This is a genomic window from Aquabacterium sp. (genome assembly GCF_004297345.1).
In the GTDB taxonomy this organism is placed as follows: domain Bacteria; phylum Pseudomonadota; class Gammaproteobacteria; order Burkholderiales; family Burkholderiaceae_C; genus Aquabacterium.
This window is the reverse complement of record NZ_SCTN01000516.1, coordinates 1-15,256: the sequence shown is the minus strand read 5'-3', so window position 1 is coordinate 15,256 and position 15,256 is coordinate 1. Positions and strand designations below refer to the sequence as shown.

Below are 15,256 nucleotides of genomic sequence, written 5' to 3'. Positions count from 1 at the left end.
CCCTGGTGGACCTGGGCGAGTCGGCTGAAGCCGGCAAATTGCTGAAGGAAGCCGGCCCGGCCTATCAGACCAACCCAACCTTTGGCAACGTGGCCCTGGCCATCCAGGCTCAGGCAGAAGCCAAGGCAGGCAAGCCTGAAGAAGCCCAAAAGCTGCTGGCCAAGGCCCGAGCCACCATGCGCAAAGGCCGGGCTGATTTCGCTTCCGTGGCGCTGGCCAAAGCCGAGCTGATGAGCGGCAATGTCAACGAAGGGCTCAAGCTGCTGAGCAGCACGGTGAGCGCAGACCACGAAAACCCGCGTATCAAGCAGATGGTCAGCAACACGCTGCGCGAAACCGGCCATGAAGACAAGGTCTACGAGATCGTGGAGGCCGGCGCCGTCGAGCTGGAGAACCGCGTCAAGGACGCCCGCAAGCTGTTCAGAGACAGCAAGATCGACGAGGCTGTGCGCGCCATCGAGGGCGCCGTCCACGACTATCCGGAAAACACTGGCGTGTTGCTGCAAGCAGCTCAGATCAACTGCATGGCGCTTCGCCTCAAGAAGGCACACAACTACGACATGATCGACCGGGTGCAGCTCTACCTGACAAGGCTGGAAAAGCTCATGCCCACCAGCGACCGTGTGGTCATGATGCGCCGCTACTTCCGTGAAACCATGCACGAGCTGGAAAAACAGCCCGCGCAGGCCTGACCGAGCACGGAGCCGATCATGGAAGCATCCTCCTTCGCCCTCATCGCGCACGACCTCAAGAATGCGCTTGGCTCTCTGGAGGGCGAACTGGAACTGTTGATCGACGATCCTTCCCCCGCCATGGCGCACAGTGCCTACATGCGCTGCACCGAATTGCGCCGCCAGTTCGTGCAGTTTCTGACCGTCTATGGCGCCGCAGATGACATGCACACCCATTGCGAGGATGAATCGCCCAAAGACGTCATGGAGTTGGTCTATCGCGCCGGGCAGATCCGACGACTGAGCCTGCCCAATGCACCCAAAGTCGTGATGGCTGTTGACGAACACACCCCATCCTTCTGGTATTTCGATCAAAGGCTGGTTCACATGGCACTGGATGCAGCCTTCCATAACGCCAGCCGTTTTGCGCGCAGCCAGGTCACGCTGAGCATGCGCGAGCAAGACGGCTACCTCGTTCTTGTGATCGATGACGATGGCGCAGGCTTGGGTGCCATCGACCCCTCGGTCACGTCGACAGGGCTAGGTACAGACCTTTGCAAAGCGGTGGCAGAAGCACACCGCAGTGGCGAACGCCGCGGGCGCATCGACTTGCTCAATCGCCCCGAAGGCGGAGCCCGTTTCGAGTTGTGGCTACCTTGATTTGACGGGTTCGCAGCGCATTTATTCACGGATGCGAATACTTCAAACGTGAGAAAGTCGGCTTATTCGTCGATCAGGCCGTGAGCCGGTTCGACCCGCATTTGCAGTCGACACTCATGAACTTTCCGACACTCACGTCCAGTTCGCAGTCTCAATCAGGCGTCCCCATCACGGACCTGAGCACCTGTCGTGCGCTGATCATCGACACCAACCAGACCTCACGCAGCATCTTGCGCGCCATGTTGGCAGATCTGGGCCTGCAAAGCATCGTACAAGCCGGCAAGATCAGCGACGCACGTCGGGCGCTGGAGCACCAGACCTTCGATGTGGTGTTATGCGACTACCACTTCGACGACTGCAACATGACTGGGTCGGATCTGCTGGACGATCTGCGTCGTGCTCAGCTTTTGCCCTACTCCACCGTGTTCGTGATGGTCACGGGCGAGGCCTCCTATGTGAAGGTAGCCGAAGCCGCTGAGTCAGCGTTGGACAGCTACCTGCTCAAGCCGCATACCTCCAATACCTTGGCACAACGCCTGCACATGGCCCGCCATCGCAAGGTGGTGCTGGCCAGCATCTTCGAGGCCATTGAGCGCGAAGAATTCGACATCGCTGCCGAGTTGTGTCTGCAACGCTTTGCCAAGCGAGAAGAATACTGGGTCTATGCCGCCCGGATTGGCGGCGAGTTGTTGCTGCGCCTTGCTCGCCACGAAGAAGCACGCAAACTCTTTCAAGCGCTGGACGAGATCAAAGCCATGCCCTGGGCGCGCCTGGGTATCGCACGCGCGCAACTTGAAGGTGGCCACGCGGCGCCTGCCAGACGCACCTTGGAAAGCCTGCTGTCAGAGAACCCGACGTTTGCTGATGCCTACGACGTGATGGGCCGGGCGCAACTGCAGGCAGGCTCGTTCGAAGAAGCCTACGAGACCTATCAGCACGCCGCGGAGATCACGCCCTCATCCATCGGCCGCCTTCAAAAGGTGGGCATGCTGGCCTTCTATCTGGGCCGCAACGACGAAGCCTCGCGCAGCCTGGAGCGCGCAACCAGCCTGGGCGTCACGTCCAAGATGTTCGACTTCCAGAGCCTGATCATGCTGGCGCAGATCCGGTTCGAACAAAAAGACTACAAGGGCGTGCAACGCTGCCTGAGCAACCTCCAGCATGCGTTCGAAAAACAGCCAAACAGCGGCCGTCTGCGTCGCATGACCACGCTGGTGAACGTGCTGGCACTGATGCTGCAAAGGCAGGTGGCCGAGGTCGTCCGCCTGATCAAAGAGATGGTGGCTGACTTTGAAAAGCCCGACTATGACTTTGAAGCCGCTGGCAACATGATGGGCCTGCTGACCAGACTGCGCAGCAGCGAACTTGAACTGCCGGATGCCGAGCTTTGGGTGCAGAAACTGGCGTCACGCTTTTGCATTTCCAAACCGACCACCGACCTGCTGGCCATGTCGGTCTCCAGCCACGAGCCCTACTACGACATGGTGCACGAGGTCTACAAGACCATCGGTGACCACGCCGAAAAGGCCATGGAGCAAGCCAAGGAAGGCTCACCGGCAACAGGCATCAAGACCTTGCTGGTGCACGGCGCCAAGACCCAAAACGCCAAGCTGCTGGACTTGGCGGTGATGGTGCTCAACCGCTATCGTGGCCAGATCAAGGACGCAGACATGCTGTCCGAGATGGTGCAGGACATGCGAGGCAAGTTCTGTCGTGCCAGCATGCACGTGCAACTGGGCGCCAACTCAGGCAGACAGGCGGGCGGGCTCAACCTGCGCAGTTGAACCCACCAGCAGCCTGCACGCAGGCTTACTTTTCTGCCGCCACGCAATCCACGTAGTAACGCACGCCGCCGCCGGGCAGCTCCTCGGCAACCAGGCCGTGCACGTCCGTGGCGAAGCCCGGGAAGGAAGCGTTGAAGTCACGTGCGAACTTCAGGAAGTCCACGATCTTCTTGTTGAAGCGCTCGCCAGGGATCAACAGCGGGATGCCGGGTGGGTAAGGCGTCAGCAAGGCTGTGGTGATGCGGCCTTCCAGCTTGTCGATGTCCACGCGCTCGGTCTGGCGGCGGGCGATGCAGGCATAGGCGTCCGAAGGCTTCATGGCGGGCTCCAGGCCCGACAGGTACACCTCGGTCGTCAGGCGAGCGATGTCACCCTTGGCATAGGCCTCGTGCACGCTCTGGCACAGATCCTTCAAGCCCATGCGCTCGTACTTGGGGTACTTCTTGCAGAAGTCCGGCAGGATGCGCCACAGCGACACGTTCTTGTCGTAGTCGTCCTTGAACTGCTGCAAGGCAGTCAGCATCGTGTTCCAGCGGCCCTTGGTGATGCCGATCGTGAACATGATGAAGAAGGAGTACAGGCCCGTCTTCTCGACCACCACGCCGTGCTCGGCCAGGTACTTGGTGACGATGGACGCAGGGATACCAGTCTTGGCGAACTTGCCCGACACGTCCAGGCCGGGCGTGATGATGGTGGACTTGATCGGATCCAGCATGTTGAAGCCATCGGCCAGGTTGCCGAAGCCATGCCACTTCTCATTGGCCTTGAGCACCCAGTCAGAAGGCTTGCCGATGTCGTCGGCGGCGATCTTGTCCGGGCCCCAGACCTTGAACCACCAGTCCTTGCCGTATTCCTTGTCCACCTTGCGCATGGCGCGGCGGAAGTCCAGCGCTTCGCGGATGCTTTCTTCCACCAGGGCCGTGCCGCCAGGCTCTTCCATCATGGCCGCGGCCACGTCACACGACGCGATGATCGCGTACTGTGGTGAGGTGGACGTGTGCATCAGATAGGCCTCATTGAAGAGGTTGCGATCCAGCTTGACGTTCTGCGAGTCCTGCACCAGCACGTGCGAGGCCTGAGAGATGCCGGCCAGCAGCTTGTGGATGGACTGCGTGGAGTACACAACGGCTTCCTTGGGGCGCACACGACCCTTGCCCATGGCGTGGTACATGCCATAGAACTTGTGGAAGGCAGCGTGCGGCAGCCAGGCTTCGTCAAAGTGGAGGTTGTCGATCCAGCCGTCCAGCGTGGCCTTGATGGCCTCGGTGTTGTAGAGCACGCCGTCATAAGTGCTCTGCGTGAGCGTCATGATGCGCGGCTTGGCCTTCTTCGGGTCCACGCCCTTGAGCAGCGGGTTGGCGGCGATCTTCTTGCGGATGGTGGCCGGCTCGAACTCGCTCTTGGGGATCGGGCCGATGATGCCGAAGTGATTGCGCGTAGGCGTCATGAACACGGGGATGGCCCCGGTCATGATGATGCTGTGCAGGATGGACTTGTGGCAGTTGCGGTCCACCACCACGATGTCATCGGGCGCCACGGTGTGGTGCCACACCATCTTGTTGGACGTGGACGTGCCGTTGGTGACGAAGAAGCAATGGTCGGCATTGAAGATGCGGGCCGCGTTCTTCTCTGACTCGTACACCGGGCCGGTATGGTCCAGTAATTGGCCCAGTTCTTCCACTGCGTTACAGACGTCTGCGCGCAGCATGTTCTCGCCATAGAACTGGTGAAACATCTGGCCAACCGGGCTCTTCAGGAAGGCCACGCCACCGGAGTGCCCCGGGCAGTGCCAGGAGTAGGAACCGTCCTGGGCGTAATCCATCAGCGCCTTGAAGAAGGGAGGCGCCAGGCCATCCAGGTAGCTCTTGGCTTCACGGATGATGTGACGCGCCACGAACTCCGGCGTGTCCTCGAACATGTGGATGAAGCCGTGCAGCTCGCGCAGGATGTCGTTGGGGATGTGCTCGGAGGTGCGCGTTTCGCCGTACAGGTAGATCGGGATGTCGGCGTTCTTGAAGCGAATCTGCTCGATGAACTTGCGCAGGTTCAGCACGGCGGGATCCAACTCGGGACCAGGCGTGAACTCCTCGTCGTCGATCGACAGGATGAAAGCACTGGCGCGACTTTGCTGCTGCGCGAACTGGGCCAGGTCACCATAGCTGGTCACCCCCAGGATTTCGAAGCCCTCTTTCTCGATGGCCTCGGCCAAGGCACGGATGCCGAGACCGGACGTGTTCTCGGAACGGAAGTCTTCGTCGATGATGACGATCGGAAAGCGGAAACGCAGCATGGCCAGCAGTACCTTTGAGATGCGAAACGGAAGCGGGAATTCGAAAAGTCCGCGAAAAGTCCGCGCAGTGTAGGGGTTATGACCCCTTATTTGTTTGATCCGGGGGACAAGTTTTCCCTCAAAACCCCCTGACCGTGGCCAAGCCCCGGCTTTCAGACGTAAACTTATCCTCCGAAAGGGGGTGCGCGCCCATGAGCGACTCGACGCTTTGGTGGATTGTGGCGGCCTTTTTTGTCAGCCTCGAACTGTTATCTGGTTCGCTTTATTTGCTGCTGCTGGCCATTGGCGCAGCTGCCGCTGCGCTGTGCGCCCTTGCTGGCCAGTCGCAAGACGTCCAGTTCATCGTGGCCGCGGTTGTCGGCGGAGGTGGCGTGCTGTTCTGGCACCGCCAGTTGCTCAAGCGTGGCCCCATCGACACCGAGGGCTACACGACCACGGGGCTGGATCAACTTGATGTCGGCGAGGAAGTATCCGTTGCGGGCTGGGGCCCGGACGGCACCGCGCAGGTTGTCTACCGTGGCAGCGCCTGGATGGCCCGGCATCATGGCCCACACGTCCCCAAGACTGGGCCACACCGCATTCGCGCCATCGAGAGTTGCTACCTCGTGCTCGAACCGCTCTGAGTTCGATTCACAAGAAGCGAGCCGAGCACCATGGGCGTTGAACTGACATCTGGACGCAATGTGCTGGGTGGCCCGTTGCGCGCTTGCTCCTACGACCCCTTGACCGGTTTTTTCCGCGACGGCTGCTGCCGCACGCGTGGCGACGACGAAGGCCAGCACGTGGTGTGCGCCAGGGTGACGCAAGCGTTTCTGAGCTTCGCCATGAGTCGGGGCAATGATCTGGTCACGCCCCGCCCGGAGTGGCGCTTCGCAGGCCTGAAACCGGGCGATCGCTGGTGCTTGTGCGCATCCCGCTGGCTGGAAGCCTGGAAGGCCGGAGTGGCGCCTCCTGTCGTGCTGGAGTGCAGCCATGAAAAGGCGCTGGATGTCATCCCGCTTGACGTGCTTCAGGCCTTTGCCTACCAAGCGGTGAAGCCGGATAGCGCTTGAGGCCCTTCAGGCCTGGACCGCTGGCAGAAAACGGATTCAGTCGTCCTTGGCTGCGTCCAGTTCGGGAAAGAGCACCGACGTGAACCCGAACTGCCGGAAATCGCGCACACGCATCGGATAAAGCTTGCCAATCAGGTGGTCGCATTCGTGCTGGACGACCCGCGCGTGAAAGCCTTCGGCCTCGCGCTCGATGGCCTGGCCGAACTGATCGGATCCCGCGTAGCGAATTTTGGCGAATCGCGGCACCACACCTCGCAGGCCGGGCACGGACAGGCAGCCTTCCCAGCCGGGCTCTTCATCATCGGACAGAACCGTGATGACCGGATTGATCAAGACCGTCTCTGGAACGGGCGGCGCGTCCGGATAGCGCTGGCTGCGGCCAAAGCCGAAAATCACCACAGCCAGGTCCACGCCGATCTGAGGAGCAGCCAGCCCAGCGCCTTGCGCGTGGGCCATGGTGTCCTTGAGGTCCTGGATCAGTGCGTGCAATTCAGGGGTGCCAAAGGTTTTGACAGGCTGGGCCACTTTGAGCAGCCTGGGGTCGCCCATCTTCAGGATCTCACGGATGGCCATGGCAGGGGTCCTTCAAAGCTGATCGGGGTTGGCGGACTCGACCGCACCGCTTGCGTTCTGCGCCAGCAGGGCCAGCAGGCCGGACTCGTCGAGCACCGGCACGCCCAGGCTTTGCGCCTTCTCCAGCTTGCTGCCGGCTTCTTCGCCTGCGATCACATAGTGCGTCTTCTTCGACACCGAACCGGTCACCTTGCCCCCAGCCTCTTCGATCATGGCCTTGGCCTCATCGCGCGAAAGCGTGGGCAAGGTACCGGTCAGGACCAGCGTTTTGCCCGCAAGAGGCAGCGAGGCGGCATCGGCTTCGGCAGAGGGTTCATGCTCGGGCCAGGTCACGCCGGCGGCGCGCAACTGCTCGACCACTTCGCAGTTGTGTGGCTGCGCGAAGAAGGTGTGAATGCTTTGCGCGACCACGGGGCCTACGTCGCGCACGGCGAGAAGCTGGTCCACCGTGGCATTCATGATGCCGGTCTTTTGCTCGTCATCCTTGCGGCCCATCTGACCGAAATGACGAGCGAGGTCTTTGGCTGTGGCTTCGCCAACATGCCGAATGCCCAGGCCGAACAGGAAGCGCGGCAAGGTTGTGGTCTTGCTCTTGTCCAGCGCGTCGACGATGTTTTGCGCACTCTTGTCCGCCATGCGGTCCAGTGCAGCCAGTTTGAGCAGGCCCAACTTGTACAAGTCAGGTAGCGTGCGCACCAGGGCGCTGTCCACCAGTTGGTCCACCAGCTTGTCGCCCAGGCCTTCGATGTCCATGGCGCGGCGTTGGGCAAAGTGCAGCAAGGCTTGCTTGCGCTGCGCGGCACAAAACAGGCCGCCCGTGCACCGATGGTTCACTTCGCGAGGCTCACGTACCACCGTGCTGCCACACACGGGGCAGTTTGCAGGCATGCGGAAGTTGGGTACGTAGCTGGCACGGGCCTCACCCACCACGCCAACGACCTCGGGGATCACATCCCCAGCGCGACGCACGATGACGGTGTCCCCTACCCTGGCGCGCTTGCGGCGCAACTCGAACAGGTTGTGCAAGGTCGCATTGGTGACGGTCACACCGCCCACGAATACCGGCTTGAGGCGAGCCACAGGTGTGAGTTTGCCGGTGCGGCCGACCTGGATGTCGATGCCTTCAACCTGGGTGAGTTGCTCCTGCGCCGGGTACTTGTGCGCCACGGCCCAACGCGGCTCGCGGGTCACGAAGCCCAGGCGCTCTTGCAGTTCGCGGCTGTTGACCTTGTAGACCACGCCGTCGATGTCAAAGGGCAACTGATCGCGGCGCTGGCCGATGACTTGGTGGAAGACCACGAGGCCTTGTGGACCTGACGCGCCTTGCGCCACAGTGCGTTCGGCACAAACGGGCAGCCCCATCTCGCCCAGCGCGTCCAGCAAACCACTGTGCGTGGGAGGCACGGCCCAGCCTTGAACCTCGCCCAGGCCATAGGCAAAGAAGCTCAATGGCCGCTTGGCGGCAATGGCCGGATCGAGCTGACGCACCGCACCGGCTGCGGCGTTGCGTGGGTTCACGAAGGTCTTGTCGCCATGCTCGCGTTGGCGCTCATTGAGTGCCTCGAAATCATCGCGGCGCATGTAGACCTCACCACGCACCTCCAGCACGGCAGGTGGCGCCTCAGCGCACTGGAGCTTGAGGGGGATCTGCCCGATCGTGCGGATGTTCTGGGTGACGTCTTCGCCCTGCTCGCCGTCCCCGCGCGTAGCGGCCTGTACCAGCACGCCCGCTTCGTAGCGCAGGTTGATGGCCAGGCCATCGAACTTCAACTCGGCCGCGTACTCAACGGGAGGCTGGTCTTCTGTCAGGCCCAGTTCACGGCGCACACGTGCATCGAAAGCTTGTGCGCCCGTGGCCTCGGTGTCCGTCTCGGTGCGGATGGACAGCATCGGGACGGCATGCCGAACGGGAGAGAAGCCATCCAACACCTTGCCCAGCACCCGCTGCGTGGGCGAATCATCCGTGCGCAGTTCAGGATGAGCCTCTTCCAGCGCCTGCAGGGCCTGAAACAGCCGGTCGTACTCGGCATCGGGAATCTGGGGCGCGTCCAGCACGTAGTACTGGTGCGCGTGGTGATGCAGTTGCGTGCGCAGCTCAGCCGCTTGCTGGGTTGGCGACGCTTGCGCTGGCGAGGCCTGCTGAGCAGGCTCGCCGAACATGTCTGTCTGGCTCATGCCGGGCTCCGCTTCAGCTGAACAGTCGGCGCGTAGAGGCAGCACCAGCAGCCAGATCACGCGCGGCCAGGGCTTCGTAGAGCTTGCCCAGTTCGCCTTCAATGGCTGCGAACGCGGCTGTGGTGAAGGGGTGGCCTTGATCGTCAGCCATGACCGCATCCATGGACATGGACAGGGCTTCACCCGCCGCGCACCAGGCCTTGAAGGGCTGTTGATCCACCGCTGTTTGAGGCACGTCGAACGCCAACACCAGTTCGCGCAAGGTGGCTTGCTCCTGGTCTTCGGCAAAAGCGGCTTGCGCGTCGAAATGCAGGGTCAGGATGGGCGGTGCGCCCTCCTCATGCGATGGCAACACCAAACGCCCTGGCAAAGCGCCAGGCAAGAAGCCATGGCGCGAGGCCTGCTGGGTCACATAGCCCAAGGACCAGGCGCTGCCACGTGCGTGCAGGCGCAAGGCCAGTTGGGCATCGTGGGCACCGGCGAAGGCATCCAGCTCTTTGGCGCGCGCGACCACGTCCAGCATGTCCGGGAACTCAGGCGAAGCGCCCAGCGCATCGGCCATGGCCTGGATCTTCTGCACGAACTCGGAGTATTCGATTTCGTTCAGGCCGCCAGTACGGTTGGCCAGCAGCACGCCGGCTTGCAACTCGCTGTAGATCACGCCGGCCTGGGGCTGCTCCCATTCGCCGCAATCGGTGCGCAGGCCTTCGATCAGCATCGGCTTGCTGCCGGCACGGCGCGTGGTGGGCACGTGCAGCAGGAGGTGATCACCGCTCATGGGCGAATCGATCGTGATGGTGGCGATGGCATCAACCAGCGCATCCAGCCTGGGGCCGGTTCGCTTGACGGGTGGCAGGCTGGGTTTGCCAGCGCCGCCTGGGCGCTCGTCCATGGGTTGCGTGGGGATGTTGTCCAGATCCGAATGGGATGCCGCGCCCGATGTGTGAGCGGATCCATCCATCGGCTCCAGTGTGGCGCGCTTGGGTTGACGCGCGGCGGCCTTGCGGGCTGTCCAGGCGCCGTGCGCGACCACAGCGGCCAATACGCCGCCACCCAGAATGGCCAGATACAAAGTCAGGGAATTGCTGCTCATTGAAGTTGTTTCCTCAGGCGGCGTGGGCCATGCCCAGCGCCGCTTCCATGTCGACCGCCACGATGCGGGACACGCCCTGTTCCTGCATGGTCACGCCAATCAGTTGCTCGGCCATCTCCATCGCAATCTTGTTGTGAGAGATGAACAGGAACTGCGTGCCACTGGACATGCTCTTGACCAGTCGGGCGTAGCGCTCGGTGTTGGCGTCGTCCAGCGGCGCGTCCACTTCGTCTAGCAGGCAGAAAGGGGCGGGGTTGAGTTGGAAGATGGCGAACACCAGCGCGATCGCGGTCAGGGCCTTTTCGCCACCGGACAGCAGGTGAATCGTGCTGTTTTTCTTGCCAGGTGGTTGGGCCATGACCTGCACGCCAGCGTCCAGGATTTCGTCGCCCGTCATGACCAGCTTGGCCGTGCCGCCCCCGAACAGGTTGGGGAACATGCGGCCAAAGTGCTCGTTGACGGTATTGAAGGTGGCCCCCAGCAGATCGCGTGTTTCCAGGTCGATTTTGTGGATGGCGTCTTCCAGGGTGCCGATGGCGTCCATCAGGTCGGCCATCTGTGAATCCAGGAAGCCTTTGCGCTCGCGGGCGGCTGTCAATTCATCCAGCGCGGCCAGGTTGACCGCGCCCAGGGCGTTGATCTCACGCTGGATGCGGTCGATCTCGGTTTGCAGGCCATAGAGCTTCACGCCATCGCGCTCGATCACTTCGGCCAGGACTTCGAGATTGACCTCCGCCGCCGTCAGTTGCTCCAGGAACTGTGCGCCACCCAGTGTGGCGGCCTGCAGTTCCAGTTGCAGCTTGGTGATCTCGTCACGCAAGGGCTGCAAGCTGCGCTCAAACGTCATGCGCTGTTCATCAGCGCGGCGCAGTTGCGCTGACAGATCCTCGTAGCGATTGCGCGTCAGCAGCAGCAGGCCCTCTTTCTCGAGCTTGACGGCCAGCGCATCATCCAGCCCTGTCTGCGAGGTCGATTCGCTCAAGCGCGCGTGCTCTTCATGCAGTTGCGCCGCCGAGGCCTCGTTGGTCTGAATCTGCTGGGCAGCGGTTTCGATGCCGCGTTGCAACTCGCCCCGGCGCGCGGCCATGGAGCGGGCGCTGAATTGCGCTTCTTGCGCCTGGCGTTCCAGGGCACGTGCTTGCTCGCGCGCCTGGTTGAGCTTGCGCTCGGCTTCAATCACAGCCTCTTCCAGTTGCGCGTGTTTTTCTTGCGCGTCTGCCAGGCTCAGGTCCAGCTCTTCAAAGCGGGCTTCGCCTGTGGCGCGGCGCTCCTGCAAGTCACCCAGTTGCGCGTCGATCTCGGCCAGTTCTTCTTCGATCTGGCCACGGCGTGTGTTGGTCTGCTCGGCCTGCTGTGTCAGGCGCAGCACTTCCACTTGCAACTGGTGTGTGCGTTGCTGGATCTCGCTGGTATCACGGCGAGCCGTGGCCAGGCGTTGAGCTGCATCGGTATAAGCCGCTTCAGCGCGGATCAGGCTGGAGCGGGCATCTTCGGCGATCAGCGATTGCGCACGAAGCTGCTTTTCCAGGTTCTCGATTTCCTGGGCACGAGCAAGCATCCCAGCCTGTTCGGAATCAGGCGCGTAGAAGCTCACAGCGAACTGGCTGACCATGTGGCCAGCCTGGGTCATGATGACCTCGCCGTGCGTGAGCTTGCTGCGGTTGGCCAGCGCCTCTTCCAGATTGCTGGCCGTGTAAACACCTTCCAGCCAATCGTTCATCAGGGCTTTGAGACCTTGATCATTCAGGCGCAACAGGTCCGACAAACGCGGCAGCGTGTGGTGCGTGTTTTGGATGCCACCTTGAGGCAGGCTGTAGAAGGCCAGCTTGGCGGGTGGCGCATCGTTCTCGAACGCGCGCACCGTTTCCACACGGCCCACTTCCAGCGCGGACAGGCGCTCGCGCAGCGCCGATTCCAGCGCGTTTTCCCAGCCGGTGTCGATGTGAACACGGGTCCACAGGCCTTGCAGGCTTTCCAGCCCGTGCTTGGCCAACCAGGGCTTGAGCTTGCCTTCGGTTTGCACCTTCTCTTGCAAGGTGCGCAAGGCATCCAGGCGAGCAGACAACTCGGCTTGCTTGGCAGCTTGTGCGTTGCTGTCGGCCTGCGCGGCCTTGCGAGCCTCATCCAGCAAAGGCACGGATTCGGTCAGTTCGCCCAGTTGCGCTTCGAACACGGCCAGCTCTTCCTGGCCGATCTCCAACTGCCGGCGCATGTCGATCAGGCGGGCATCGTCCGTGGCAGCCAGGCCTTGGCGCTCGGTGGCCAGGCGCTCGCGGCGCAGGTTCAACTGGCGAGACTGGTCATCGATGTTGCGAGATTCAGCGGCCAACAACTGGATCTGTTGCTGCACCTGCCCTGCCACACCGCGCTGCTCGTTGGCTCGTGTGGTGGACGCACGCACGGCATCTTCAAAACCGGGGATGTTGCCAGCCAGCTCTTCAGCCTGGGCAGACATGATTTCGGCCTGCTCTTCAGCGGTCAGCATCTTCTCGGCCAGCTCTTCCAGTTCGAACTCGGCCGCAGCGCGGCGCTCGGCCCACTGGTCGTTCTGGCCTTTCAGCTCGGCCAGGCGTTGTTCCACGCGCTGGCGACCTTCCACCACATAGCGGATGCGCTCTTCCAGGCGGCTGACTTCCAGGTTGGCTTCAGCCAGCACGCCTTGCGCGGTATGCAGTTCGTCGCTGGCGGCGTAGTGATCCTGGCGCACATGTTCCAGCTCGGCTTCAACCGCACGCAACTCGGCCATGCGGGCTTCGAGCGCATTGGTGGCTTCGAGTGCCGCTTGCTTGATGCGCGTCTCTTCCGTGGCCGCATCGCGGTGCTTGAGGAACCACAGTTGATGCAGCTTGAGCGTGCCCTGCTCCTGCAGGCCGTGATAGCGCGTGGCCACTTCGGCCTGCTTTTCCAGCTTGTCGAGGTTGTTGTTCAGCTCGCGCAGGATGTCTTCGACGCGAGTCAGGTTCTCGCGCGTGTCTTTGAGGCGGTTCTCGGTCTCGCGGCGGCGCTCCTTGTACTTGGACACGCCAGCGGCTTCTTCCAGGAACAGGCGCATCTCTTCCGGCTTGGATTCGATGATGCGGCTGATCGTGCCCTGACCAATGATGGCGTAGGCGCGCGGGCCCAGGCCCGTGCCCAGGAACACATCCTGCACGTCGCGACGGCGCACAGGCTGGTTGTTGATGAAGTAGCTGGAGTTGCCGTCGCGGGTCAGCACACGCTTGACCGCGATTTCGGAAAACTGGTTCCACTGGCCACCTGCGCGGCCCAGTTCATTGCTGAACACCAGTTCCACGCTGGAACGGCTGGCCGGCTTGCGGTTGCCCGAGCCGTTGAAGATCACGTCCTGCATGGATTCGCCACGCAACTCGGACGCTTTGGACTCGCCCAGCACCCAACGGACGGCGTCCATGATGTTGGATTTACCGCAACCATTGGGGCCCACCACCCCGACCAGTTGCCCTGGCAGGTGGAAGTGCGTTGGTTCAGCGAATGACTTGAAGCCAGACAGCTTGATCGAATTCAGTCGCATGCTTGATGTCGGCCCGGGACTCGCGCCTCCGAAAAACCCGCTAAGTCATTGATTTGTTTGACAAAACCTATTCACAGACAGGTCAGAATCAACCAAAGATGATAGCATTGCACTTTTGCCGATTCCCCCTTTAACGATAAGTAGTCCGCCATGGCCAAGAAAGCCCCCGCCACCAGCGCCGCTGAAGTCAAGTCCAACGCCAAGACCAAGGCGCCAGCCAAGAAGGCCGCTGCCCAAGCCGACTTGAAGGTGGGCGCCCGCGCCAAGCCGGCCACGCCGCCTTCCGCGCCGTCGCGCCATCTGGACGTGTTCCCCAACCCAGCCCCTCAGCGCGACTACGTCATCCAGTTCCAGGTGCCCGAGTTCACCTGCTTTTGCCCACTGACCGGCCAGCCTGATTTCGCGCACTTCACGATCGACTGCATCGCTGACAAGCTGTGCATCGAACTCAAGAGCCTGAAGATGTACATGTGGAGCTACCGCAATGACGGCGCCTTCCACGAAAAAGTCACCAACGACATCCTCACGGACATCGTCAAAGCCATCGACCCACGCTTCGTGCGCATCACCGCCAAGTGGTACGTGCGCGGCGGCATCTACACCAATGTGGTCGTCGAGCACCGCAAGAAGGGCTGGAAGCCCGCGCCCAAGGTCGATCTGCCTCAGCACAACGCCGAAACCGGTCTGCTGGGCTGATCAAGCCCGCTGACTGGCGAGCCACCCAGGCCACGTGATGGGCCCCCTGCCCGATTGGCTGGACTGGGCCGTTTTGCTGACGGCCCTGGGCGCCGCCCTGCCCTTCAAGCCCTGGCTGCCACTGCGGCACGCGCCGCTGCAAAGCCCCTGGATGGGCGCGATGGTGCTGCTGCCCTGCGTATGGTGGACCCAGCACCTGCTGCCCAATGGCCTGCCCCTGCACGTCAGCGGCGCCTGCCTGTTGGTGCTGATGTTCGGGTGGCCACTTGCGATGTGGAGCCTGCTGCCGATTGCCCTGGCCGCCGAACTCATCCAGGCGCGCACATGGCCCGATCCTGACGCGCTGGTCACGCACATTGTCTGGCTGGGCGTCATCCCGGCCACTCTGGCCTTGTTTTTGGGTCTGGCCGTGAGGCGCTGGATGCCCAAACACCTGTTTGTCTACATCCTGGGGCGAGGATTTGTGGTCACGGCACTGTCGGTCACCCTGACCGGCTACCTGGCGCTTTTCGCCCAGCACAAGCCCGACACCATCGCCACAGAAGAATGGATGCTGGCCAACTGGCTGCTGGGCTGGGGCGAGGCCATCAGCACAGGCATGCTCACGGCGATTTTCGTGGCGTTCCGGCCCGAATGGATGCTGACCTACTCCGACGAGCGCTACCTGCCAGGGGCATCCGGACACACGAAATGACCCGTCCCCCCGGCCATCTGGGGCTATCTGGGGCCGCCA

The 15,256-nt window shown here is 62.2% G+C and carries 12 protein-coding genes; 7 read left to right on the top strand and 5 right to left on the bottom strand.

Annotation, left to right across the window (positions count from 1 at the left end):
• The 3 genes from EPO09_RS20125 to EPO09_RS20115 all read left to right on the top strand — a co-directional run.
• Window positions 1–692 (top strand): hypothetical protein (locus tag EPO09_RS20125; protein WP_290646011.1); only part of this gene is annotated, 692 nt, incomplete at its 5' end.
• Between the two features lie 18 nt (window positions 693–710).
• On the top strand, window positions 711–1,331 hold the full coding sequence (locus EPO09_RS20120) for a sensor histidine kinase KdpD (RefSeq protein ID WP_290646009.1): 621 nt from the start codon (window positions 711–713) through the stop codon (window positions 1,329–1,331).
• A 116-nt stretch (window positions 1,332–1,447) separates the two neighbouring features.
• A complete protein-coding gene (locus EPO09_RS20115) occupies window positions 1,448–3,115 on the top strand; it encodes a response regulator (RefSeq protein WP_290646007.1) in 1,668 nt (555 codons plus the stop codon).
• Between the two features lie 25 nt (window positions 3,116–3,140).
• On the opposite strand, the gene EPO09_RS20110 is transcribed toward EPO09_RS20115, so the two are convergent.
• On the bottom strand, window positions 3,141–5,405 hold the full coding sequence (locus tag EPO09_RS20110) for an arginine/lysine/ornithine decarboxylase (protein WP_290646005.1): 2,265 nt from the start codon (window positions 5,403–5,405) through the stop codon (window positions 3,141–3,143).
• A 191-nt stretch (window positions 5,406–5,596) separates the two neighbouring features.
• Here EPO09_RS20110 and EPO09_RS20105 point away from each other — a divergent pair, with 191 nt between their 5' ends.
• Window positions 5,597–6,028, top strand: a complete 432-nt coding sequence (locus tag EPO09_RS20105) for an NfeD family protein (RefSeq protein WP_290646003.1) — start codon at window positions 5,597–5,599, stop codon at window positions 6,026–6,028.
• Window positions 6,029–6,058: 30 nt separating this feature from the next.
• On the top strand, window positions 6,059–6,457 hold the full coding sequence (locus tag EPO09_RS20100; RefSeq protein ID WP_290646001.1) for a DUF2237 domain-containing protein: 399 nt from the start codon (window positions 6,059–6,061) through the stop codon (window positions 6,455–6,457).
• A 36-nt stretch (window positions 6,458–6,493) separates the two neighbouring features.
• Here the strand turns inward: EPO09_RS20100 and def are convergent, their stop codons facing one another.
• Genes def through smc form a run of 4 tightly spaced genes read right to left on the bottom strand, consistent with a single transcriptional unit; the run spans window position 6,494 to window position 13,827 of the window.
• Complete coding sequence (def, locus tag EPO09_RS20095) at window positions 6,494–7,030, bottom strand: peptide deformylase (protein ID WP_290645999.1); 537 nt, start codon at window positions 7,028–7,030, stop codon at window positions 6,494–6,496.
• A 12-nt stretch (window positions 7,031–7,042) separates the two neighbouring features.
• Window positions 7,043–9,205: an NAD-dependent DNA ligase LigA gene (gene ligA / locus EPO09_RS20090; protein WP_290645997.1), complete on the bottom strand. Its 2,163-nt coding sequence runs from the start codon at window positions 9,203–9,205 to the stop codon at window positions 7,043–7,045.
• A gap of 13 nt (window positions 9,206–9,218) precedes the next feature.
• Window positions 9,219–10,298, bottom strand: a complete 1,080-nt coding sequence (locus EPO09_RS20085; protein WP_290645995.1) for a cell division protein FtsZ — start codon at window positions 10,296–10,298, stop codon at window positions 9,219–9,221.
• Between the two features lie 13 nt (window positions 10,299–10,311).
• The gene (smc, locus tag EPO09_RS20080; protein ID WP_290645993.1) at window positions 10,312–13,827 is read right to left on the bottom strand and encodes a chromosome segregation protein SMC; all 3,516 of its coding nucleotides are present in this window, start codon (window positions 13,825–13,827) and stop codon (window positions 10,312–10,314) included.
• 243 nt (window positions 13,828–14,070) lie between these two features.
• Between smc and queF the strand changes: the two genes are divergently transcribed.
• Window positions 14,071–14,523, top strand: coding sequence for a preQ(1) synthase (gene queF, locus EPO09_RS20075; protein WP_290646013.1), 453 nt, complete (start codon window positions 14,071–14,073; stop codon window positions 14,521–14,523).
• A gap of 37 nt (window positions 14,524–14,560) precedes the next feature.
• Window positions 14,561–15,217: an energy-coupling factor ABC transporter permease gene (locus EPO09_RS20070; RefSeq protein WP_290645991.1), complete on the top strand. Its 657-nt coding sequence runs from the start codon at window positions 14,561–14,563 to the stop codon at window positions 15,215–15,217.
• Window positions 15,218–15,256: the final 39 nt, after the last annotated feature.